This is a genomic window from Massilia sp. 9096, from assembly GCF_000745265.1.
Classification (GTDB): domain Bacteria; phylum Pseudomonadota; class Gammaproteobacteria; order Burkholderiales; family Burkholderiaceae_D; genus Telluria.
Map to the genome: position 1 here is coordinate 1,290,718 of NZ_JQNN01000001.1, position 20,520 is coordinate 1,311,237.

Annotated in this window: 16 protein-coding genes and 1 pseudogene; 9 read left to right on the forward strand and 8 right to left on the reverse strand. The window is 67.7% G+C overall.

Annotation, left to right across the window (positions count from 1 at the left end; all coding sequences use genetic code 11):
* The first annotated feature begins 15 nt into the window (after positions 1-15).
* The gene (locus tag FA90_RS05650) at positions 16-651 is read left to right on the forward strand and encodes a PolC-type DNA polymerase III (protein ID WP_051972112.1); all 636 of its coding nucleotides are present in this window, start codon (positions 16-18) and stop codon (positions 649-651) included.
* Positions 652-999: 348 nt separating this feature from the next.
* Positions 1,000-2,397, forward strand: coding sequence for a tetratricopeptide repeat protein (locus tag FA90_RS05655; protein WP_051971465.1), 1,398 nt, complete (start codon positions 1,000-1,002; stop codon positions 2,395-2,397).
* A gap of 86 nt (positions 2,398-2,483) precedes the next feature.
* On the opposite strand, the gene FA90_RS05660 is transcribed toward FA90_RS05655, so the two are convergent.
* The 3 genes from FA90_RS05660 to FA90_RS05670 form a co-directional block, all read right to left on the reverse strand.
* On the reverse strand, positions 2,484-2,795 hold the full coding sequence (locus FA90_RS05660) for a hypothetical protein (protein ID WP_036166809.1): 312 nt from the start codon (positions 2,793-2,795) through the stop codon (positions 2,484-2,486).
* Positions 2,780-5,137, reverse strand: coding sequence for a bifunctional diguanylate cyclase/phosphodiesterase (locus tag FA90_RS05665; RefSeq protein WP_081933676.1), 2,358 nt, complete (start codon positions 5,135-5,137; stop codon positions 2,780-2,782). The genes FA90_RS05660 and FA90_RS05665 overlap by 16 nt, the downstream gene beginning before the upstream one ends.
* A 123-nt stretch (positions 5,138-5,260) precedes the next feature.
* Positions 5,261-5,860 (reverse strand): XRE family transcriptional regulator, encoded by a 600-nt coding sequence (locus FA90_RS05670; RefSeq protein ID WP_036166812.1) that lies wholly within the window; start codon positions 5,858-5,860, stop codon positions 5,261-5,263.
* Positions 5,861-6,021: 161 nt separating this feature from the next.
* Between FA90_RS05670 and kbl the strand changes: the two genes are divergently transcribed.
* The 6 genes from kbl to moaD all read left to right on the forward strand — a co-directional run bounded on the left by kbl (position 6,022) and on the right by moaD (position 12,979).
* Positions 6,022-7,221, forward strand: a complete 1,200-nt coding sequence (gene kbl, locus FA90_RS05675) for a glycine C-acetyltransferase (protein WP_036166816.1) — start codon at positions 6,022-6,024, stop codon at positions 7,219-7,221.
* A 147-nt stretch (positions 7,222-7,368) separates the two neighbouring features.
* Entirely contained in the window at positions 7,369-8,334 is a 966-nt protein-coding gene (locus FA90_RS05680; RefSeq protein ID WP_036166819.1) for an NAD-dependent epimerase/dehydratase family protein, read from the forward strand.
* Between the two features lie 103 nt (positions 8,335-8,437).
* Positions 8,438-9,853: an L-serine ammonia-lyase gene (locus tag FA90_RS05685; protein WP_036166822.1), complete on the forward strand. Its 1,416-nt coding sequence runs from the start codon at positions 8,438-8,440 to the stop codon at positions 9,851-9,853.
* Between the two features lie 114 nt (positions 9,854-9,967).
* Positions 9,968-11,467: a threonine synthase gene (gene thrC, locus FA90_RS05690; RefSeq protein ID WP_036166825.1), complete on the forward strand. Its 1,500-nt coding sequence runs from the start codon at positions 9,968-9,970 to the stop codon at positions 11,465-11,467.
* Between the two features lie 20 nt (positions 11,468-11,487).
* The gene (glp, locus tag FA90_RS05695) at positions 11,488-12,702 is read left to right on the forward strand and encodes a gephyrin-like molybdotransferase Glp (RefSeq protein ID WP_156116845.1); all 1,215 of its coding nucleotides are present in this window, start codon (positions 11,488-11,490) and stop codon (positions 12,700-12,702) included.
* Positions 12,703-12,721: 19 nt separating this feature from the next.
* A complete protein-coding gene (gene moaD / locus FA90_RS05700) occupies positions 12,722-12,979 on the forward strand; it encodes a molybdopterin converting factor subunit 1 (protein ID WP_036166830.1) in 258 nt (85 codons plus the stop codon).
* A 34-nt stretch (positions 12,980-13,013) separates the two neighbouring features.
* Here moaD and dctP read toward each other — a convergent pair whose 3' ends face one another.
* From dctP to FA90_RS05715, 3 genes are all read right to left on the reverse strand, one after another.
* Positions 13,014-14,024, reverse strand: a complete 1,011-nt coding sequence (gene dctP / locus FA90_RS05705; protein ID WP_239700555.1) for a TRAP transporter substrate-binding protein DctP — start codon at positions 14,022-14,024, stop codon at positions 13,014-13,016.
* Between the two features lie 331 nt (positions 14,025-14,355).
* A complete protein-coding gene (locus tag FA90_RS05710) occupies positions 14,356-15,720 on the reverse strand; it encodes a M28 family peptidase (RefSeq protein ID WP_036166834.1) in 1,365 nt (454 codons plus the stop codon).
* 108 nt (positions 15,721-15,828) lie between these two features.
* Positions 15,829-18,636 (reverse strand): TonB-dependent receptor, encoded by a 2,808-nt coding sequence (locus FA90_RS05715; protein WP_081933677.1) that lies wholly within the window; start codon positions 18,634-18,636, stop codon positions 15,829-15,831.
* Between the two features lie 185 nt (positions 18,637-18,821).
* Here FA90_RS05715 and FA90_RS25505 point away from each other — a divergent pair.
* Positions 18,822-19,199, forward strand: a pseudogene (locus tag FA90_RS25505) (Lrp/AsnC family transcriptional regulator); the annotation flags it as partial.
* A 123-nt stretch (positions 19,200-19,322) separates the two neighbouring features.
* Here the strand turns inward: FA90_RS25505 and FA90_RS05725 are convergent.
* Both FA90_RS05725 and FA90_RS05730 read right to left on the reverse strand, forming a co-directional pair.
* The gene (locus FA90_RS05725; protein WP_036166842.1) at positions 19,323-20,312 is read right to left on the reverse strand and encodes an alpha/beta fold hydrolase; all 990 of its coding nucleotides are present in this window, start codon (positions 20,310-20,312) and stop codon (positions 19,323-19,325) included.
* Positions 20,309-20,512, reverse strand: coding sequence for a helix-turn-helix transcriptional regulator (locus FA90_RS05730; RefSeq protein WP_036166845.1), 204 nt, complete (start codon positions 20,510-20,512; stop codon positions 20,309-20,311). Before FA90_RS05730 ends, FA90_RS05725 begins: the two co-directional genes overlap by 4 nt.
* Positions 20,513-20,520 lie beyond the last annotated feature (8 nt).

Below are 20,520 nucleotides of genomic sequence, written 5' to 3' on the forward strand. Positions count from 1 at the left end.
AAAGGATCGCAAACCGTGTTCGAACGCCCCATCGTCATGCTCGACTTCGAGACCACCGGCCTGTCGCCGGAAGCCGGCGACCGCATCACCGAGGTGGCGGCGCTGCGCATCGAGGCGGGGCGCGTGGTCGAGCGCTTCGTCTCGCTGGTGAACTGCGGGGTGCGCATTCCGCCCTTCATCGTCGAGTACACCGGCATCACCCAGCAGATGGTGGACGGCGCGCCGCCGGTCGAGGAAGTGGTGCCGCAGCTGATCGACTTCATCGGCGCCGATACGCTGGCCGCCCACAACGCCAGCTTCGACGACAAGTTCCTGCGCGCCGAAGCGGCGCGCCTGGGCGGCGCCTGCGCACACACCGGCCTGGTGTGCTCGCTGAAACTGTCGCGCCGGGTGTTTCCGGGCGTGGGTTCGTACAAGCTGGGCCAGCTGTCGCGCGCGCTCGGCATCGCCTTCAAGAGCCGCGCCCACCGCGCCGAGGCCGACGCCGAAGTGACCGCCGAGCTGCTGCTGCACATCGGGCGCCACCTGGGCAAGCAATATGGCCTGGACAGCCTCGATCCGGGCTTGCTGGAATCGATCAACCGCCTGGCTGCGGCCAAGGTGCCGCGCTATCTGGGCGACTACGCGGCCGATCTGCGCGCGCGCGCCTGAACCAGGGCTGTCGATACCGATGCCGGGGCGCGCGCGGCGGACGGCCGGGTGGCGCGGTCCCCTTCTTTCAAAATAAATCGTTATCGCAGCATTGCCTGGGTCGCACGACGCGGCCTGGCCAGTGCCGTCCTGTGCGACTTTCGCGACGGCGGCAGCACATGCGCATGCACGGGTGCTGCCGATCAAGCACGCGGTCAAGCACGTCTGCCGGGCCGGTTTTTCGACGCGGGACGGCGCATGCGATTGAGCGACCTCACAAACGGCTCCGTCCTCGACATTAGACTTTTGTCAATTATTCGGTGCGCATCGCGCGCCGTGGCCCTTATCCAAGCCTGACAGGAGAACCCGATGCAAGTCCCGCAGCCCAAGCCGATCGATTCCGACCGCGACTGGTTCGCCCGTGCCGCCGAGCACGGCAATCCGTATGCGCAGTTCAACCTCGGGATGCTGTACCGGAACGGCGAGGGCGTCGAACAGGACGATGCCGAGGCGGTGCGCTGGCTGATGTGCGCCGCCTGCCAGCGCCTGGCGTTCGCCCAGAACCAGCTGGGCAGCATGTATTACCTGGGGCGCGGCGTCGGGCAGTCGGACATGCTGGCTGTGTACTGGTTCCGCCTGGCGGCCGAGCAGGGCGATCCCTCTGCCCAGCAGAACCTCGGCGACATGTTCCGGCTCGGGCGCGGCGTGCCGCGCGACCCGTCCGAAGCCGTGGCCTGGTATTTCAAGGCCGCGGAGCAGGACACGGCGAGCGCCCAGCGCATGCTCGGCGCCTGCTACCTGAACGGCGACGGCGTCGCGCCCGACCACGCGCTGGCGCTGGCCTGGCTGCGCAAGGCGGCCCGCCTGGGCGACGCCGACGCCGAGGTCAGCCTCGGCCTGATGCACCGCCGCGGCCAGGGCGTGGCGCCGAGCGAAGCCCAGGCCGTGCACTGGTTCCGGCGCGCGGCCGGCAAGGGCAACGCGGCCGGGCAGCGCCTGCTCGGCCTGGCCTGCCTGGAGGCCGGCGACGTCAAGGGCGCCTGCCTGTGGCTGAAGCGCGCCGCCGGCCAGGGCGAGGCCGAGGCCCAGTTCCGCCTGGCGCTGCTGCTGGCCGGCGGCCCCGGCGCCCCGACCTCTGATGCGCTCGACGAAGCCGGCGCGCTGAACTGGTACACGCGCGCCGCCGAGCAGGGCCACGTGCTGGCGCAGTACAACCTGGGCGTGCTGTACGCGCGCCGCCACGGCGCCGGGCAGGCGCCGGATTTCAGGCGCGCCGCCTACTGGTATCGCCACGCGGCCGAGCAGGGCATGGCCAAGGCGCAGTTCGCGCTGGCGGTCGCGCACGCCAAGGGGCAGGGCGTGCCGCGTGACGAGGTCCAGGCCGCGCGCTGGTACCGCCGCGCCGCCGAGCAGGGCGACGCCAGCGCGCAGAACAACCTGGGCGTGATGTACGCCAACGGCCAGGGCCTGCGCCAGAACGACGCCGAGGCGGTGCGCTGGTACCGCAAGGCGGCCGAGCAGGGTCACACGCTGGCCCAGTACAACCTGGGCGGCATGTACAACAGCGGCCGCGGCGTCGAGCGCGACAGCGTGCGTTCCTACATGTGGATGCTGCTGGCGGCCGATGCCGGCGACCCGGCCGCCAGCGCCAACAAGGCGGTGCTGGCCGATTGCCTGTCGCCGGGCCAGCTCGACAGCGCCCGCGACATGAGCCGGCGCTGGCGCGACGCGCGCGGCGCCGTCACGGGCGAGCGGCGCGCGGCTTGAGACGGTGAGCGGCCGGCCACTGCAACGGCGCCGCCGCCATGGCAAGCGTGTCCGAGTGCGACCGGCCTGGCCGGCTTGTGGTTGGATCAGCCCGGCGGCGGCCCCAGCCGGGCGATTTCCAGCGAGCCGCCCATGTCGTAGATGGGACAGGCGTCGGCCAGGCGCACCGCCGCGTTGAAGTCTTCAGCGGCAATGACGCAATAGCCCGACAGGGAGCTGGTCGACTCCTTCGGCCCCAGCAGGCGGCTCGGGATCTCGACGGCGGCCGCGTCAAGGGCGCCGCGGTCGAGGGCGTTCGCGCCGAGCGCGTCGAACCAGCCGGTCCAGCGCTGTGGGTCGTGTGAAGCCTCCGGCGTCGCGCCGGGGGCGCCGCGATAAACGATCAGGAATCGTTCCATGCTGGCTCCTGTGCTGGGTTGGCTCCGTGCACATTAGCAGAAACGCCGGCCGCCGGGCGCACCGTGTCCAGGTGCGCGAGCACGCGCTCGAGCGGCATCGGGCGGTGGAACAGGAAGCCCTGCAGGTGCGGGCGCCCGTGCGTGCCGAGGAAGTCGGCCTGCTCGGCCGTCTCGATGCCTTCGGCGACCACGCGCAGGCCGAGGTGGGTGGCCATTGCCAGGATCGACTGCACGATCGCGGTGCCGTTGACGTCGCGCGGCGTATCGCGCATGAAGCCCTTGTCGATCTTCAGTTCGTACAGCGGCATCTTCTTCAGGTAGGCCAGGTTCGAATAGCCGGTGCCGAAGTCGTCGATCGAGAAGCGGACGCCGATCTCGGTCAGGGCCTGCATGCGCGCGATGGTCTGGTCGATGTCGTCGATCAGCAGGCCTTCGGTCACTTCGAAGATGAAGCGGTCGGGCGGCGCGCCGGTCTCGCGGAAGATCGCGCGCACCTGCTCCACGAAGTCGGGCTGGCGGAACTGGTAGGGGCTGACGTTGATCGACAGCGTCAGCGGGTGGCCTGCGCGCGCCAGCACCTGCCAGGCGCGGCAGGCTTCGCGCAGCACCCAGTGGCCGAGCGGCACGATCAGGCCGCTCGATTCGGCGGCCGGGATGAACACGTCCGGCGGCACCATGCGGCCGTCCGCGCGCTGCCAGCGCATCAAGAGCTCGGCGCCGTCCGGGGCGCCGCTGTGGTCGACCTGCAGTTGCAGGTGCATCGACAGCTCGCCGTTCTCGAGCGCGTGCGCCAGGTCGCGTTCGAGCGTCAGGCGGCGCTCGGCCTCGGCCAGCATCCCCGTCTCGAACAGGGCGACGCCGTTGCGCCCGCTGGACTTGGCGTGGTACATGGCGGTGTCGGCTTCGCGCATCAGGTCGTGCGCGCCGCTGGCGCCGTGCAGCGGCAGCGCCACGCCGACGCTGGCCGAGGTCTGGTAGGGCTGGCCCTCGATCTGCACCGCCTGTGCCAGGCGCGCGCGGATGCGTTCGGCCACCGCCAGCGCGGCCTGCGTGGCGACGGCCGGGTCCGGGTCGAGGCCGCCCAGCAGCACCACGAATTCGTCGCCGCCGATGCGCGCCACGGTGTCCCGCTTCGACACCGCCTGGCCCAGGCGCGAGGCGACGTGCCTGAGCAGTGCGTCGCCGGTGGCGTGGCCACGCGCATCGTTGACGTTCTTGAAGTTGTCGAGGTCGAGGTAGAGCAGCGCGCCCAGCGCGCGTCCGGTCCGGGCCTGCAGGACCATTGCTTCCAGTCGCTCGGTCAGCAGGCGCCGGTTCGGCAGGCCGGTCAGGCCATCGTAGAAAGCCAGGCGGTGGATGGCGTCGGCCGCGTTGCGGCGCTCGGTGACGTCGCGTCCGACCACCACCCAGTGGCTGACGTCCGCGCCGCCGCTGGAGAACGGCATCATGTCGAGTTCGACCCAGAACGCGTCGCCATCGCGCGTACAGCTTTTCAGCTCGGCCGTGCAGGGCTGGTTGGCGGCGATCGCCACCAGCAGGCGCGCGATCTCGGCCTGGTCCGTGTCCGGACCCTGCAGCGCGCGCAGGCTGCGCCCGAGGATCTGCTCGCGCGCGAAGCCGGTGCGGCGCAAAAAGGCGTCGTTGACGAAGATGACCGGCTGGGCGACGTCAGGACCGGTCTCGGCGCTGGCGATGATCACCATGTCGTTCAGGCGCGCCACCGCCGCCGAGGTCAGCATCAGTTCCTTGTTCAGCTCGCGCAGTTCGGCCTGGTTGCTTTCGAGCGAGGTCGAAAAGCTGCGCAGGTCCCTCAGGGTGCTGGCCAGTCCCTGCAGGAGCTTGCTGCAGGTCAGGGTCAGCATGCCGCCGACGCTGACGTAGTTGGAGGCCGCGACCAGCGCGGATTTCACCGGATCGTGTTCCCAGCCCGGCACGCCCAGCGGCAGGTGGCCGCTGGCGCCGAAAGCGACGATGGTGACGGCGCCGAGCGCCAGCGCGAGCAGGGCGGGGCGCATGCTCAGCAGCAGGCCGGCGACGATCGGCGGACCCAGCAGGTAGCTCAGGCTGGCCGCGCCGACCTGCAGCATCAGCACCACCGACAGCAGGTACACCACCGCCAGGAAGTGCATCACGCGCGCGTTGTACGACATGCGCTGGAGGCGCCAGATGGCGAAGATCCAGGCCAGCGCCACCGTGTCGACCAGGGCAACGGGCCACATGTTCAGGTGGATCAGGGCGGGCAGGATCGCGACCGTCGCGAGCGCGCCGATGGACAAGATGATCGGCAGCATCGACAAAAAGATCCGGGTTCGCCAGGCGGCGATGTCGTTGACGCTGTCCATGTTCCCCTCGGCCGGGTCACGCGTCCCCGGCAGTCCATTCTATTTGCAATGCAACATTATGAATTGCCCATAGTCAACTGTCACGCGATTTCGTCAAATGCGCGCGCGTATTTACTTGGAAAGTCAACGATGCACAACAACCAGCAAGGCTTTGGCTTCAAATTTGCCGAGATTGCGGATCACGTGGGCCTGGTCCGCCGGATAGCGCGCGGTGGCGCCGTGCTTGACGCGGCGTTTTTCCGCCCCGACTTCGAGCTCGACCGTGCCGGACAGCACGGTCAGGTGTTCGCCGGTGCCGGGGTCGTGCGCCTGCGACGCCAGCTCGCCGCCGGGCGCCAGGGTCAGCTCGTACCACTCGTACTTGCCGGCCAGGTCCATCGGGCCGAGGATGCGCAGCGCGTAGCCGGCGTGGTTGCCGGGCAGGGTCGGGATCTCGTGGGCGTCGACCACGCGGATCAGCTCGACCGGGCGCACTTCGGACGACAGCAGCTCGCCGATCTGCACGCCCAGCGCGTTGGCCAGGCGCCAGGTGATGGCGATGGTCGGATTGGCCTTTTCGCGCTCGATCTGCGACAGCATCGATTTGCTGACGCCGGCGATGCGCGACAGGTCTTCCAGCGTCAGGCCGCGCGCCAGGCGCAGGCGCTGCAGCGTGGCGCCGACTTCGGGTGGGGCGCTGGTGGGTGCTGCGAGATTCGGTAATACGGTTGCCACGTTAGTCATCCAGGGTCGCTTGCCAAGTTCAATGGCCGGGAGTAAGATTCATTATATTGAATTTTTGTTTGATCTTGTTCGACATACAGAACCCGGTTCAATACATCGAACAAACGGATCAACGGTACAACATCCGCCAACCCGCGGTCAAGACAAGGAAGAGGACACCCATGAGCGACCAGGCCTTCTACAGCGACCTCCAGCAGAAACTCGACACGCTCCGCAGCGACGGCCTGTTCAAGCCCGAGCGCGTGCTCGCATCGCGCCAGGGCGCCGAAGTGATCGCCGAAGACGGCCGCACGCTCATCAATATGTGCGCCAACAACTATCTTGGCCTGTCGGGCGATCCGGAGACGCAGAAGGCGGCCGAAGCGGCGCTGCAAAAATACGGCTACGGCCTGTCGTCGGTGCGCTTCATCTGCGGCACCCAGACCGTGCACAAGGAACTCGAGCAGAAGCTGTCGAACTTCCTGGGCACCGAAGACACCATCCTGTACGCCGCGGCGTTCGACGCCAACGGCGGCGTGTTCGAGCCGCTGTTCGACGAGAACGACGCGATCATCTCGGACGCCCTGAACCACGCCTCGATCATCGACGGCGTCCGCCTGTGCAAGGCGGCGCGCTACCGCTACGCCAACAACGACATGGCGGACCTCGAAAAGCAGCTGATCGCCGCCACGGAAGCGGGCAAGCGCCACAAGATCATCGTCACCGACGGCGCCTTCTCGATGGACGGCACCATCGCGCAGCTCGACAAGATCGTCGCGCTGGCCGAACAGTACGGCGCGCTGACCATGATCGACGAGTCGCACGCCTCGGGCTTCATGGGCAAGACCGGGCGCGGCACCCACGAGCATTTCAACGTGATGGGCAAGATCGACATCATCACCGGCACGCTGGGCAAGGCGCTGGGCGGCGCGATGGGCGGCTTCACGTCCGGGCGCAAGGAAGTCATCGAGATGCTGCGCCAGAAATCGCGTCCCTACCTGTTCTCCAACACGCTGGCGCCGATGATCGCCGGCGCCTCGATCGCGGTGCTCGACCGTATCGGCAAGAGCACCGAACTGCGCGACCGCCTGATGGAAAACACCGCCTACTTCCGCCGCGAGATCGAGCGCATCGGCTTCACCATCAAGCCCGGCACGCACCCGGTGGTGCCGGTGATGCTGTTCGACGCCCCGGTAGCGCAGAAATTCGCGGCGCGCATGTTCGAACTCGGCGTGCTGCTGTCGGGCTTCTTCTACCCGGTGGTGCCGATGGGCCAGGCGCGCGTGCGCGTGCAGCTGTCGGCCGCGCACACCCGCGCGCAGCTCGACACGGTCTTGAAAGCCTTCGAGCAGGCCGGCCGCGAGCTGAAGATCATCAGCTGAGCGTCAAGGCTTAAATCCTTATTAGCGGCCGATCCGGCCAACCACGCATCGACCGGCCGCCGCAGCCCAACCGGCGCGGCGGGCCGCATCGATGCCGATCTTCGCAACTCATCCGGTTGCACGCACACAGAAAGACAGGTAACACGCATGGAACGTATCCTCATCATCGGCGCCAACGGCCAGATCGGCAGTGAACTCGTGAGCGCGCTGGCGCAGCAGCATGGCGCCGCCAACGTGATCGCCTCGGACATCGGCGCGGACAACCTGTACGGCGCCGCGCGCTATGCGCGTCTCGACGTGCTGGACAAGGATGCGCTGGCGCGCCTGGTCGAGCAGGAGGGCGTCACCCAGGTCTACCAGCTGGCCGCGCTGCTGTCGGCTACCGGCGAGAAAGCGCCGCTCAAAGCCTGGACGCTGAACATGGACGGCCTGCTCAACATCCTGGAAATCGCGCGCGAGCGCGTCGAGGCAGGCAAACCGCTGAAGGTGTTCTGGCCGTCCTCGATCGCCGCCTTCGGCCCGAACACGCCGGGCGACGCGCCGCAGTACGCGGTCATGGACCCGACCTCGATCTACGGCATCAGCAAGCTGGCCGGCGAGCGCCTGTGCGAGTACTACCACGCCAAGTACGGCGTCGACGTGCGCAGCATCCGCTACCCGGGTATCATCAGCTTCAAGTCGCCGCCGGGTGGCGGCACCACCGACTACGCCATCGCGATCTTCCACGCGGCCCTCAAGGGCGAGACCTACGAATGCTTCCTCGGCCCGGACACCACGCTGCCGATGATCTACATGCCGGACGCGATCCGTGCGACCATCCAGCTGATGGACGCGCCGGGCGAGCAGGTGAAAATCCGTTCCTCGTACAACGTCGCCGGCGTGTCGTTCAACCCGCGCGAGCTGGCCGGCGCCATCAAGGCCAAGTTGCCGGCGTTCGAGATCGCCTACAAGCCCGACAGCCGCCAGCAGATCGCCGATTCCTGGCCGAAGAGCCTGGACGACGAGCGCGCCCGCCAGGACTGGGGCTGGCAGTCGCGCGTCGGCGTCGACGAGATGGTGGCCGACATGCTGGCGAACGTGCAGGTGAGCGTGGACGCCGCCGTCCAGGCTTGACCGCTAACGGCGGGCGCCTGACTGGCCGTCATCGATCTTGCAAGGCGGCATCCCGACCGCATCTAATAAGAAGGCGTTCACGCGCCATCAATGGAGACAGCTCATGGACATGAGCGTATTTGACCTTTTCAAGATCGGCATCGGCCCGTCGAGTTCGCACACCGTCGGCCCGATGGTGGCCGGACGCCGCTTTCTGCTGGAGTGCGGTCCGCTCGAGGACGCGGTTGGCGTCGAGGTCCACCTGTACGGCTCGCTGGCACTGACCGGCGTCGGCCACGCCACCGACAAGGCCGTGATCCTCGGCCTGATGGGCGAGACGCCGCAGGACGTCGATCCGGACAGCGTCGAAGATAAACTCGCCGAAGCCGAGCTGGACGGCGTGATCCGGCTGCTAGGCGCGAAGGAAGTGCCGTTCAGCGCGGCCACGTCCCTGGTCTGGCACAAGCAATCGACGCTGCCCGAGCACCCGAACGGCATGCGCTTCGTGCTCAAGCTGCGTGATGGCAGCATCATCGAACGCATCTATTACTCGATCGGCGGCGGCTTCATCACCGCGGCCGGCGAAGCGCAGAACGGCCAGGCCGCGCTCAAGGATGTCGTCGGCTCGGTCGACGACGTGGTGCAAGGCGCGGTGCCGTTCCCGTTCGACACCATGCGCCAGCTGCTCGAGCAGGGCCGCCGCCATGGCTTGTCGATCCCGGCCATGCTGCGCGCCAACGAATGCGTGCGCATGACCGAGGCTGAGCTGGACGCCGGCCTGGACCGCATCTGGAACGTGATGCGCGACTGTATCGCGCACGGCCTGGTCACCGAAGGCCAGCTGCCCGGCGGCCTGAACGTCAAGCGCCGTGCGGCCAAGCTGTGGCGCCAGGAGCAGGCCACGCGCTGCACCGCCAACCACTTGCCGCACGACGCCGTCAACCAGGTCAGCCTGTACGCGATGGCCGTCAACGAAGAGAACGCGGCCGGCGGCCGGGTGGTGACCGCGCCGACCAACGGCGCGGCCGGCATCATCCCGGCGGTGGGGCGCTACTACTTCGAGGATTGCCGCCCGACCGACCCTCGACGCGGCATCCGCGAGTTCCTGTTGACCTCGAGCGCGATCGGCATGCTGTGCAAGAAGAACGCCTCGATTTCAGGCGCCGAGATCGGTTGCCAGGGCGAAGTCGGCGTGGCCTGCGCGATGGCGGCGGCGGGCCTGGTGGCGGCGCTCGGTGGCACCAACGAGCAGATCGAGAACGCGGCCGAGATCGGCATCGAGCACCACCTGGGCATGACCTGCGACCCGATCGGCGGGCTGGTGCAGATCCCGTGCATCGAGCGCAACGGCATGGGCGCGATCAAGGCGATCACGGCGGCGTCGCTGGCGCTCAAGGGCGACGGTACCCACTTCGTCAGCCTCGACGACGTGATCGAGACCATGCGCCAGACCGGCTACGACATGCAGGCCAAGTACAAGGAAACCTCGCTGGGCGGGCTGGCGATCCACGTGGTGACGGTCAACCACGCCGCGTGCTGAGCGGGCTGCGCCTACGCTTTCTGAACAATATTCGGTAAAACGGCAACATCCGGCTGGCCGGACTATAATAAAAGACCAACGCCAGCCAACCGGATCTTTTACCGTTCATACCGTATGCACTATGTGTCCACCCGCGCCAGCAGCGCGTCCGCAGCACGCAATCCCGAAACCTTTTCCACCATCCTGCTGGGCGGCCTGGCGCCGGACGGCGGGCTGTACCTGCCGGCCGACTACCCGCAGGTGAGTGGCGCCGAGCTCGACGCCTGGCGCGGCTTGTCGTATGCCGAGCTGGCGTTCGAGGTGCTGCGCAAGTTCGCCACCGACATCCCGGAAGCCGACCTGAAGGCGCTCACCAGCAAGACCTACACGCCCGAGGTGTACCGCAACGCGCGCGCCGACGAATCGGCGCAGGAAATCACGCCGCTGCGCGTGCTCGAGCAAGCGCCCGAGGGCACACTGATCCTGCAGGGCTTGTCGAACGGCCCGACGCTGGCGTTCAAGGACATGGCGATGCAGTTGCTGGGCAACCTGTTCGAGTACGCGCTGGCCAGGAACGACGATGAGCTGAACATTTTTGGCGCGACCTCGGGCGACACCGGCAGCGCCGCCGAGTACGCGATGCGCGGCAAGCGCGGCATCCGCGTGTTCATGCTGTCGCCGCACAAGAAGATGAGCGCCTTCCAGACCGCGCAGATGTTCAGCCTGCAGGACCCGAACATCTTCAACATCGCCGTCGAAGGCGTGTTCGACGATTGCCAGGACCTGGTGAAAGCGGTGTCGAACGACCTGTCGTTCAAGGCGCGCCACAAGATCGGCACCGTCAATTCGATCAACTGGGCGCGCGTCGTGGCCCAGGTCGTGTACTACTTCCGCGGCTACCTGAAGGCGACCACGTCGAACGACCAGAAAGTGTCGTTCACGGTGCCGTCGGGGAACTTCGGCAATATCTGCGCCGGCCACATCGCGCGCATGATGGGCCTGCCGATCCATAAACTGGTGGTGGCGACCAACGAGAACAACGTGCTCGACGAATTCTTCCGCACCGGCGTCTACCGTGTGCGCAAGTCGAGCGAGACGTATCACACCAGCAGCCCGTCGATGGACATCTCGAAAGCCTCGAACTTCGAGCGCTTCGTCTACGACCTGGTCGGGCGCGACGCGCAGCGCACGCATGCGCTGTTCCGCAAGGTCGAGAGCCATGGCGGCTTCGATCTGTCCGGTGCGCCGGGCAGCGATGGCGACGAGTTCAAGCGCGTGGCCGAGTATGGCTTCGTGTCCGGCAGCTCGACGCACGAGGACCGGCTGGCCACCATCCGCGAGGTGTTCGACGACTACGGCATCACCATCGACACCCACACCGCGGATGGCGTCAAGGTCGCGCGCGAGCATCTCGAGCCCGGGATCCCGATGATCGTTCTGGAAACCGCGCTGGCGGCGAAGTTCAACGAAACCATCCTGGAAGCGCTCGGCACCGACGCCGCCCGGCCAGGCGGTTTCGAGGACATCGAGAGCCTGCCGCAGCGCTTCACGGTGATGCATCCGGACGTGACGCAGATGAAGGCCTTCATCGCCGCCCATACCGGCCTGGAACACGTTGCGGAGGCGGTGCAATGAACGCCCCCGCCCGCAAGCCGATGGTGAGCGTGCAGCAGGCGCTCGACTTCCTGCTCGACGCCGTGCGCCCGGTGCAGGACGTCGAGAGCGTGCCGACCCTGGACGCGAACGGCCGCGTGCTGGCCGCGGACCAGGTCTCGCTGCTCGACGTCCCATCCTTCGATAATACCCAGATGGACGGTTACGCCGTACGCGCCGAGGACTGCGCCGGCGGCGCGGCGACCTTGCGCGTGGCCCAGCGTATCCCGGCCGGCCACGTCGGCCAGCCTCTGGAGCCGGGCACCGCCGCGCGCATCTTCACTGGCGCGCTGATCCCCGAGGGCGCCGACGCGGTGGTGATGCAGGAACAGTGCGAAGCGGATGGCGACGAAGTCACGGTGCGCCATGCGCCCGAGGCCGGCGAATGGATCCGCCGGCGCGGCGAGGACGTGCGCGACGGCTCGGTGATCCTGCCGGCCGGCACCCGCCTGCGCAGCCAGGAGCTGGGCCTGGCCGCCTCCGTCGGCCTGGCGGCGCTGCCGGTGCGCCGGCGCGTGCGCGTCGCCGTGTTCTTTACCGGCGACGAGCTGGCGATGCCGGGCGAGCCGCTGGCGCCGGGCGCGATCTACAACTCGAACCGCTTCACCCTGCGCGCGCTGCTGGAGAACTTCGGCTGCGAGTTCACCGACTTCGGCATCGTGCCGGACACGCTCGAGGCCACGCGCGCGACCCTGCGCGCGGCCGCGCGCGCGCACGACCTGATCATCACCTCGGGCGGCGTCTCGGTCGGCGAGGAAGACCACATTAAGCCGGCGGTGGAGGCAGAGGGCACGCTGAACATGTGGCAGATCGCGGTCAAGCCGGGCAAGCCGCTGGCCTTCGGCGTGGTGCGGCGCGAGGCGGCGGACGGATCGGCGTACTTCCTCGGCCTGCCGGGCAACCCGGTATCGAGCTTCGTCACCTTCCTGCTGTTCGTGCGGCCGTTCCTGCTGCGCCTGCAGGGCGTGAGCGGGCCGGTGGCGCCGCTGGCGATGCCGGTGCGCGCCGACTTCGACTGGCCGAAACCCGACCGCCGCAACGAGTTCCTGCGCGCGCGCATGAACGCGGACGGTGGCCTGGAACTGTTCCCGAACCAGGGCTCGGGCGTGCTGACCTCGACCGTGTGGGCCGATGGGCTGGTCGACAACCCGGCCGGACAGGCCATCGCGCGTGGCGACGTCGTGCGCTTCATTCCGTTCGCGGCTTTACAACACTGAGCAACCCTGAGCAACACCAATGCATATCAACCTGCGATTTTTTGCCAGCGTACGCGAAGCCGTCGGCAGCGGCTCGGAAACCATCGATTTGCCGGACGGCGTGGCGACGGTCGGCGCGGTGCGCGACTTGCTGATCGCGCGCGGTGGCGCCTGGGCCGAGGCGCTCGGTCGCCAGCGTGCGCTGCGCATGGCCTTCAACCAGCAGATGTGCGCTCCCGATACCAGGATCGCGGCGGGCGGCGAAGTGGCGTTCTTCCCGCCGGTGACCGGCGGCTGAACCGGCCGGGTGGCCGGTGGCGCCGCCGTCCGGCTCACGCCACCGTCTTTTCCGCCAGCGACATCAAGCGCGCGCAGTTGGCATTGCGCCCCGCATAATCCTGCCAGGCGGTGTTGCGCGCGATGTCCTGCCATTTGCGCAGCGCGGTAGCGTTCAGGTCGACGGTGCGACCGCCGGCGCCCTGGAACAGCGCCGCCACCGCGGCATCGTCCATCTGCGCGGAGCGCTGCGCGAAGCTTTCCAGGTCGGCGCCGATCGCCATCAAGGTCGCTTGCTGGTCGCGCGGCAGCTTTTCGAAAGCGGCGCGCGACATCAGGAGCGGCTCCAGCATGAACCAGTAGGCGCCGCCGCGCGCCGTGGTCACGTACTTCGAGACCTCGTCCAGGCGGAACGAGATCAGCGAGGACGACGAGGTCATGGCCGCGTCGAGCTGGCCTTGCTGCATGGCCTTGCGGATCTCGTTGGACGGCATGTCGGCCACGCTGGCGCCGGCTTTTTCGAGGATCATGTTCATCTCGCGCGAGCCGCCGCGCACTTTCAAGCCCGCGGCGTCCGCCGGGTCGACGATCGCCTTGCCGCGCGAGGCCACGCCGCCGGCCTGCCAGATCCAGCTCAGGATCACGATGCCGCGGTCCATCAGCACGCGCTGGAATTCCTTGCCGATGTCTTCGTTCTTCCAGGCGTAGCCTTGCCGGTACGAAGTCACCAGGCCTGGCATCAGGCCGATGCTCACTTCCGGGATCTCGGCGCCTGCATATGACAGCGGCACCAGCGACATGTCGAGCGCGCCGTGGGACAGGGCCGGGATCTGGGCCTCGCTCTTCATCAGCGACGAGCCGGGGTAGATCGAGAATTTCAGCTTGCCCTTGGTGCGGCGTTCGGCCTCGGCCGCGAACATGCGGCACAGGCGGTCGCGGAAGTCTCCCTCGGCGACGCTGCCGCCCGGGAACTGATGCGAAATCTTGAGGTTGGTGGCTTGGGCCCAGGCAGTGTGAAGCCAGAGCGGGCTGGTCGCGATTGCGCCCAGCAGTGTCCTGCGAGTCATGACCGACGACATAAACATCCTCCAAGATGGCGCTACGGACTACTTGTCGAATCGCGGACCCCTCGGGACGACGCCGAGGCGTGCATCGTTCGTTTTTGAACGTATAAGCATAGGCTCAGCCATGCAGTTGTCAAGAAATTATTTACTGGAATATCACCTATTCACAACAGTTATGTGTTGCGGATGGCAATAGTTCGGTAAGAGTATGTCGAACGCATGAGCTTGCTCTTTGCGCTGGCTCAAACGATTCGCTGGCGGCCAGTGAAACGCCGCGGCGATGACGGCCGCGGCGTTGGAGGAGGGAAGCTCGAATCAGGGAGGGAAGCTCGAATCAGCGTCCCGGCAGCGGGTAGGTCGCCGGGCTGACGTTGCCGTCCTTGTCCACGGCCTGGACGCCGAAGATCAGGTTGTCGTGCGACAGCTCGAGACGGGCGCTGGTCACGTTGCCGACGAACTTCGCGCCTTGCCACAGCGGCGCGGTGGTCTCGCGCCACACCACCCGGTAGCCGGCCAGGTCGGGTTCGCTGTTCGCCTTCCACGCCAGGTCGGTGCCGTTGTCGAGGTTCTTGGTCAGCACCTTCACGCCTTCCGGCGCGGCCGGCGCCAGCGCCAGCGAGGCCAGCGAGGCCGCGTTCACGCGCGTGACCTGGGCGATGTAGTCCGGGTCGACGAATTCAGCCAGGTCGCCGATCTTCTTGCCGTTCTCGCTGCGCAGGTCCTGGTGCTGGTGGTCGAAGTCTTCGTGCGGCTCGGTGAAGCGCACCGCGGCGTAGCCGGCGTCCAGGAAGGGGCTGTGGTCGCCGCCGCGCAGGTAGCGGTCGCGGCGGTAGATCAGGTCGACGTGGAAGTTCGGCACATAGGCTTCGCCGGTTTCCTTCACGTAGCGGCCCAGCTGGCGCGTGATCGAATCGTTCTCGCCGCCGGTGGCGATCAGGGTGCGCAGCTCCGGCGTGATCAGATTGGGCGGCGGCACGCCTTCGGCGAACAGGCGCACGCGCGAGCCGTCCTTGTTGCCTTTTTCGTCGTGCGAGCTGCCGATGATGTCGTTGTCGAACATGCCGGCGATGTTCAGGTGGCGCGCCTTGGCCAGGGCGGCCCAGTTGGCGGCGCCGTACAGGCCCTGTTCCTCGGCGGCGACCGTCATGAACACCAGTGTCGCGTCGAATTTGTGCTTGGCCATCACGCAGGCCATCTCCATCACCGCCGCGGTACCGGAGGCGTCGTCATTGGCGCCCGGGGCGTCGGCCGTGTAGTTCATGACGTCGGTGACGCGCGAGTCGTAGTGGCCGCTGACCACGTAGTAGCGGTCCTTCGAGGCCGCCTGGGTGCCGGGCAGGGTCGCGACCACGTTGACGATCTCGGTCGGGCGCGAGATGCGGCTGTCGACCATGTGCATGTGGCTGTCGAACTGCACGTCCAGCTTGCCCGCGCCGCAGCGCTCCAGCTCGGCCTTGATCCAGCGCCGCGCCGCGCCGATGCCGCGCGTGTTCGACGTGGTGTCGGACATGGTGTGGCGGGTGCCGAAGCCGACCAGTTTGTCGTCATAGGCCTTGATGCGCGCCGGCGAGATCTCGCGCACGATGGCGTCGATTTCGGCCTGGTGCGCGGGCAGGACGGGATCGGCGGCCTGGGCGGAAGCGAGCGAACCGGCGCTGGCCAGCAGCAGGGGCAGGGTGTTCTTGACGATGCGATGCATGTGACTCCTTACACGAACATGAAAGCGCCGGTCGTGGCCGGCGCCGGGAAAAGCGTGAAAGCGCCGGCTCGTGGCCGGCGCCGGGAACGGCAATGCTTGTTTCGATACTTACTTGAAGCTGTAGGTCAGGTTCACGTAGGCGAAGCGCCCGCGCGGATCGGCGTAGCTGACATCGTATCCGCCGAGGAAGTTCGAGGTCAGGTTGGTGTACGGCGGATCGCGGTCGAACAGGTTCTTGATGCCGACCGCCAGGTGCGTGTTGCGAAAGCCATTGTAGGCCAGTTGCAGGTCGAAGGTGTCATAGGCGTCGACCTTGGTCGGCGCCGAACCGGCCGGCGCGCGGCTGGCCAGCGCGTCGGTGTAGCCCTTCTGGTAGTTCTGCTCCAGCGTCGCTTCGTACGGACCCATCTGCCATGTCGCGCTGGCGTTGTGCTTCCAGCGCAGGACCACGCCGCCGGAGGCGTTCAGCGCCTGGTCGAGCGCACTGGTGTAGCTGCCGTCCGGGCCCTGGGTGTCGTACTTGCCGAGCCAGGTGCCCGACAGGCGCAGCAGCAGGCGGTTGGCGTTCGGCAGGCGCAGCGCCCAGCGGCCGTCGATGTCGGCGCCGGCCACGTTGGTGCGGAACAGGTTGGCGTTGGTCTGCAGGATGCTGACGATCGGGCCGGCGCCACTGGCGTTGCCGTCCGGCGCGCCGCGCTGGATGTACTGGGCGTACTGCAGCGCGCGGTCGGTGCTGGCCAGGAAGTAGGTCGAGGACAGGCCGCCGACCACGATCGCATCCTTCAGGTTGACCTTGAAGCCGTCGACGCTGAACGAGATGTCGCGGGTCGGCTCGAACATGATGCCGGCCGTGACCGACACCGACTTCTCGGGTTTCAGGTTCGGGTTGCCGCCGGTGACGGTGGTGAACTGGAAGTTGCAGTCGTTCGGCGCGCCGGTGGCGATGTTCGGGCAGCGCACCGGGTCGCGCGTGCCGTTGGCGGTGATGCTGGTGGCCTGGGGCGTGTACAGGTCGGTCAGCGAAGGCGCACGGTAGCCGGTGCCGACCGAGCCGCGCACCAGCCAGGCGCTGGTCGGCTGCCAGCGCAGCGAGGCCTTCGGGTTGGTGGTGCTGCCCACGCCCTGGTAATGGTCGTAGCGCACCGCGACGTCGCCGTCGAGCGTCTTGACGATCGGGACGCTGGCTTCGACGTAGACGCCCTCGACGTTGCGCTGGCCGGTCACCGGGAAGGCGTTGCCGCCCAGGCCCGCGATGTCGCCGGTCTGGATCGCCACCGACGGGTTGTACGAGAACTTCTCGCGCCGCACCTCGCCGCCGACCGCGATTGCCAGCGCACCGGCCGGCAGCTGGAACAGCTCGCGCGTGCCCTTGAAGTCGAGCGAGGTGGTCGAGGTCAGGCTGCCGTACGACGTGCCGCGGAATTCGGCGTTGCGCACGCTTTGCAGCGCCGTCGCGTCGGTGGTGTCGCCGAACGGGTTGATCACGCCGGAGTTCAGGATCGGCAGCACTTTCGAGTACTGGGCATAGCCGGCCAGCAGGTCTTCGTACACCTTGCTCTGGCTCCACATCAGGCCGGCGTCGACGTCCCAGCCGGCCAGCGTGCCGCGCACGCCGCCGAGCGCGCGCGTGGCCTGCGCGGTGTCGCGGGTCTGGCGCACGCCGTTGGCGACGTCGCGGTACTGCAGCGGCAGCGGCAGGCCGAGCATGGCGGGGTCGTTGGCCGTCAGCCAGGCGGTCGGGTAATAGGGGCTGCCTGGCACCAGCACGAAACCGCCGATGCCGTAGTTGTACTTGGCGGCGCCCGGGTACCGGCCGATCAGCGCCTTGTAGGCGGGCACGTAGGGATTGGTCGCGGTGGTGATGGCGTTGTAGGCCATCGGCACGGCCTGGGTGGTCGACAGGATGCGGTTTTCGGTGTAGCCCGTTTCGAAATAGGCTTCCAGGTCGCCGGTGAGCTTGCGGCGGCCGTTGAGCAGCAGGCTGAGCCTTTCGGTGCTCGGCTGCAGCGACACCGAGGGGCTGTTGTCGAAGCTGCAGCGGGTGCTGGTGTACGGCGACACTTCGGACACCGGGCCGCAATTCGGCAGCATCGGGTTGCCCAGCGCGTTCTTCTTGTCGAGCATGGTGACGTTGGCCGGGAAGCTGATCGACGAGGTGTAGTCGTTCATGTGGCCGACGTCGAGGCGGCGCGCGTAGGCGCGCTCGTAGCCGTAGATCGCGCTGGTCTTCTGGGTCGACAGGCCGGCGGTCAGGTTGTAGCCGTCGTTTTCGAAGTCGCCCTTGCCGGCGAAGATGCTCAGCTTCTGGTCCTGGCCATGGCCGCCGCGGGTCGGCTGGCCGTCGCTGGCGGAGATTTCGACACCCCTGTAGTCCTTGCGCAGGATGAAGTTGACCACCCCGGCCACGGCGTCGCTGCCGTACACCGCCGAGGCGCCGTCCTTGAGCACCTCCACCCGGTCGATCGCGCTCAAGGGGATGCTGTTGATGTCGACCGAGGAGCCGGCGCTGCCGGCCGAGCCGCCGCCGTACACCGACATGCGGCGGCCGTTGACCAGCACCAGCGTGCGCGCGCTGCCCAGGCCGCGCAGCGACACGGTGGCGATGCTGCCGCCGCCGTAGCCGGACGAGGTGGCCGCCGTGGTCGAGGTGCCGGCGCTGGACAGCGAGCTGAGCTGCTTGACCAGTTCCTCGGTCGAGGTGGCGCCGCTGCGTTCGATGTCGGCGCGTTTCAGCACCTGCACCGGGAGCGCGGTCTCGCCTTCGATGCGCTTGATCGACGAGCCGGTGACGACCACCTGTTTCATCAGGCTGTCGTCGGCCTCGCTCTGCGCCAGCGCGCCCTGGCTGGCAAAAGCGGCGAGGGCGGCGCCGACGATCAAGGCGGTCGGTTTGAGTCTCAATACTGCAAGGGTCATGCGGTAACTCCTGTAGTCGACGAAAGGGAAACCTGGGCGCACATCGCTGCAAACGGGGCCGGCCTGTTGCGTAAACGTTGCTGATGAAAAAATTATATGATTTACGCATAGGAAAGTTTTGCTATAGTGAGCTCTCGCTGCACTGCAACACGCAACGTTTATTTCAATTTCGTGACATCGACGCAATGACTACATCGCGACTGGACCGGGTGGATCTCCAGATCCTCGAACAACTGCAGGACAATGCGCGGCTGTCGAGCGCCGACCTGGCCGAGCGCGTGTCGCTGTCGACCTCGCCGTGCTGGCGGCGCGTCAAGCGGCTCGAAGAAGATGGCGTGATCCGCGCCTACCAGGCACGGCTGGACCCGGCCCGGCTGGGCTACCAGGTGACGGCATTCGTGCACATCTCGCTCGACAAGAAGGACACGCGCCACCTGCAGGCCTTCGAGCGCGCGGTGCAGGGCATCCCGCAGGTGCTGTCCTGCCACCGCATCTCGGGGCGCTACGATTACCAGCTGATGGCGCTGGCCAAGGACCTGGAAGCGTATGGCGTGTTTTCGGAAAGCTGCATCAATGCGCTGCCGAGCGTGAAGGAGGTCTACACCTCGTTCGTGATGCGCGAGGTGAAGGCGGGCGGGACCGTGCCGCTGCCGGGTGAATGCCGGGCCGGCCCCGCCCCGGGCCGATCAAAGCGTTTTCAGGAAGCTGGCGATGGCATCGTTGATTTTCTGCGGCTCGTCGAACATCGCGAAGTGGCGCGCCGGCGCCACCGGCAGCACCTGCAGCTTCGGCGTGCCTTCCATCAGCCTGGCGTAATAGCCGGCCTTGTCCTTTTCGCCGATGCCCTGCGAGGCGCCGTCCTGGTCGTAGAACGGCGCGATCACCAGCACCGGCGCCGTGATCGTCTTCAAGCCCGGCCTGAGGTCGAGCGCCACCACGTCGGCGGCGTAGCGCGCGCTGGACACCGGGTCGCTGCGCGCGGTCAGCTTGGCCAGCTCGCCGGCCATGTCCATGTCGAGCACGCCGATGGTACGCATGTAGCTCTGCTGCTGGCCGGCGAACGCGTCGCCCCTGGCGCTCGCCATGCTGGCGCGGATGCGCTCGGCCGCGGCCGGACGCGCGCCTGGCGGCAGGTCTTCGGTCCCGGGGAACACCGCCAGCCCGTCGATCGAGACCAGACCGCCGATGACGTCCGGGCGGTCCTCGGCCACGGCAATACCGAGCGTGCCGCCGATGCTGTGGCCGACGATGACCGGCTTGGCCAGCTTGCGGCTGGCGATCAGTTCCTCGACCGCGGCGCGCGCATTGGCGAAGGCGTCCGCACCGGCCGCGGGACGGCCGTCGAAGCCGGGCAGCGTCAGCACGTAGATCGCGTGGTCCTTGCTGAAGGCGCGGATCGTGTCTTGCCAGACCCAGCTGCCGCTCATCAGGCCGGGGATCAGGATCAGCGGGCGGCCGCCGCTGCCGTGGCGCTCGACCAGCACGCCGCGCACTTCGAAGCGCTCGGCCGGGGCGATGGTGGCGGCGAAGCGGTTGGCCGCCGGCGCGGACGATGCAGCAGCCGAGGGCGCCGCCGGGGTGGGAGCGGACACGGTCTGGGCGTCCGATTGGCGCGCCGAAGCGAGGGCGCTGAGGATGGCGGTGATGAAGATGGCGCGGGCGACGGCGGGTTTCATGCTGGCTCCTGGTCTGGATAAAAGATCGTTTCGATCGCTTGGTCGAACAGCTTGGATATCGCGAAGGCAAGCGGCAGGCTCGGGTCGTAGCGCCCGGTCTCGATCGCGATCACGGTCTGGCGCGACACCGACAGCTGCTCGGCCAGGTGGGCCTGGCTCCAGCCGCGCGCGGCGCGCAATTCTCGGATCTGGTTCTTCATGGTCGATG

Coding starts and splice junctions, on each gene's coding strand:
- FA90_RS05725 (WP_036166842.1), bottom strand. CDS start 20,312: ATGAAACCCGCCGTCGCCCGCGCCATCTTCATCACCGCCATCCTCAGC.
- FA90_RS05715 (WP_081933677.1), bottom strand. CDS start 18,636: ATGACCCTTGCAGTATTGAGACTCAAACCGACCGCCTTGATCGTCGGC.
- FA90_RS05660 (WP_036166809.1), bottom strand. CDS start 2,795: ATGGAACGATTCCTGATCGTTTATCGCGGCGCCCCCGGCGCGACGCCG.
- moaD (WP_036166830.1), top strand. CDS start 12,722: ATGCATATCAACCTGCGATTTTTTGCCAGCGTACGCGAAGCCGTCGGC.
- FA90_RS05655 (WP_051971465.1), top strand. CDS start 1,000: ATGCAAGTCCCGCAGCCCAAGCCGATCGATTCCGACCGCGACTGGTTC.
- dctP (WP_239700555.1), bottom strand. CDS start 14,024: ATGACTCGCAGGACACTGCTGGGCGCAATCGCGACCAGCCCGCTCTGG.
- glp (WP_156116845.1), top strand. CDS start 11,488: ATGGTGAGCGTGCAGCAGGCGCTCGACTTCCTGCTCGACGCCGTGCGC.
- thrC (WP_036166825.1), top strand. CDS start 9,968: ATGCACTATGTGTCCACCCGCGCCAGCAGCGCGTCCGCAGCACGCAAT.
- FA90_RS05730 (WP_036166845.1), bottom strand. CDS start 20,512: ATGAAGAACCAGATCCGAGAATTGCGCGCCGCGCGCGGCTGGAGCCAG.
- FA90_RS05710 (WP_036166834.1), bottom strand. CDS start 15,720: ATGCATCGCATCGTCAAGAACACCCTGCCCCTGCTGCTGGCCAGCGCC.
- FA90_RS05670 (WP_036166812.1), bottom strand. CDS start 5,860: ATGACTAACGTGGCAACCGTATTACCGAATCTCGCAGCACCCACCAGC.
- FA90_RS05680 (WP_036166819.1), top strand. CDS start 7,369: ATGGAACGTATCCTCATCATCGGCGCCAACGGCCAGATCGGCAGTGAA.
- kbl (WP_036166816.1), top strand. CDS start 6,022: ATGAGCGACCAGGCCTTCTACAGCGACCTCCAGCAGAAACTCGACACG.
- FA90_RS05685 (WP_036166822.1), top strand. CDS start 8,438: ATGGACATGAGCGTATTTGACCTTTTCAAGATCGGCATCGGCCCGTCG.
- FA90_RS05665 (WP_081933676.1), bottom strand. CDS start 5,137: ATGGACAGCGTCAACGACATCGCCGCCTGGCGAACCCGGATCTTTTTG.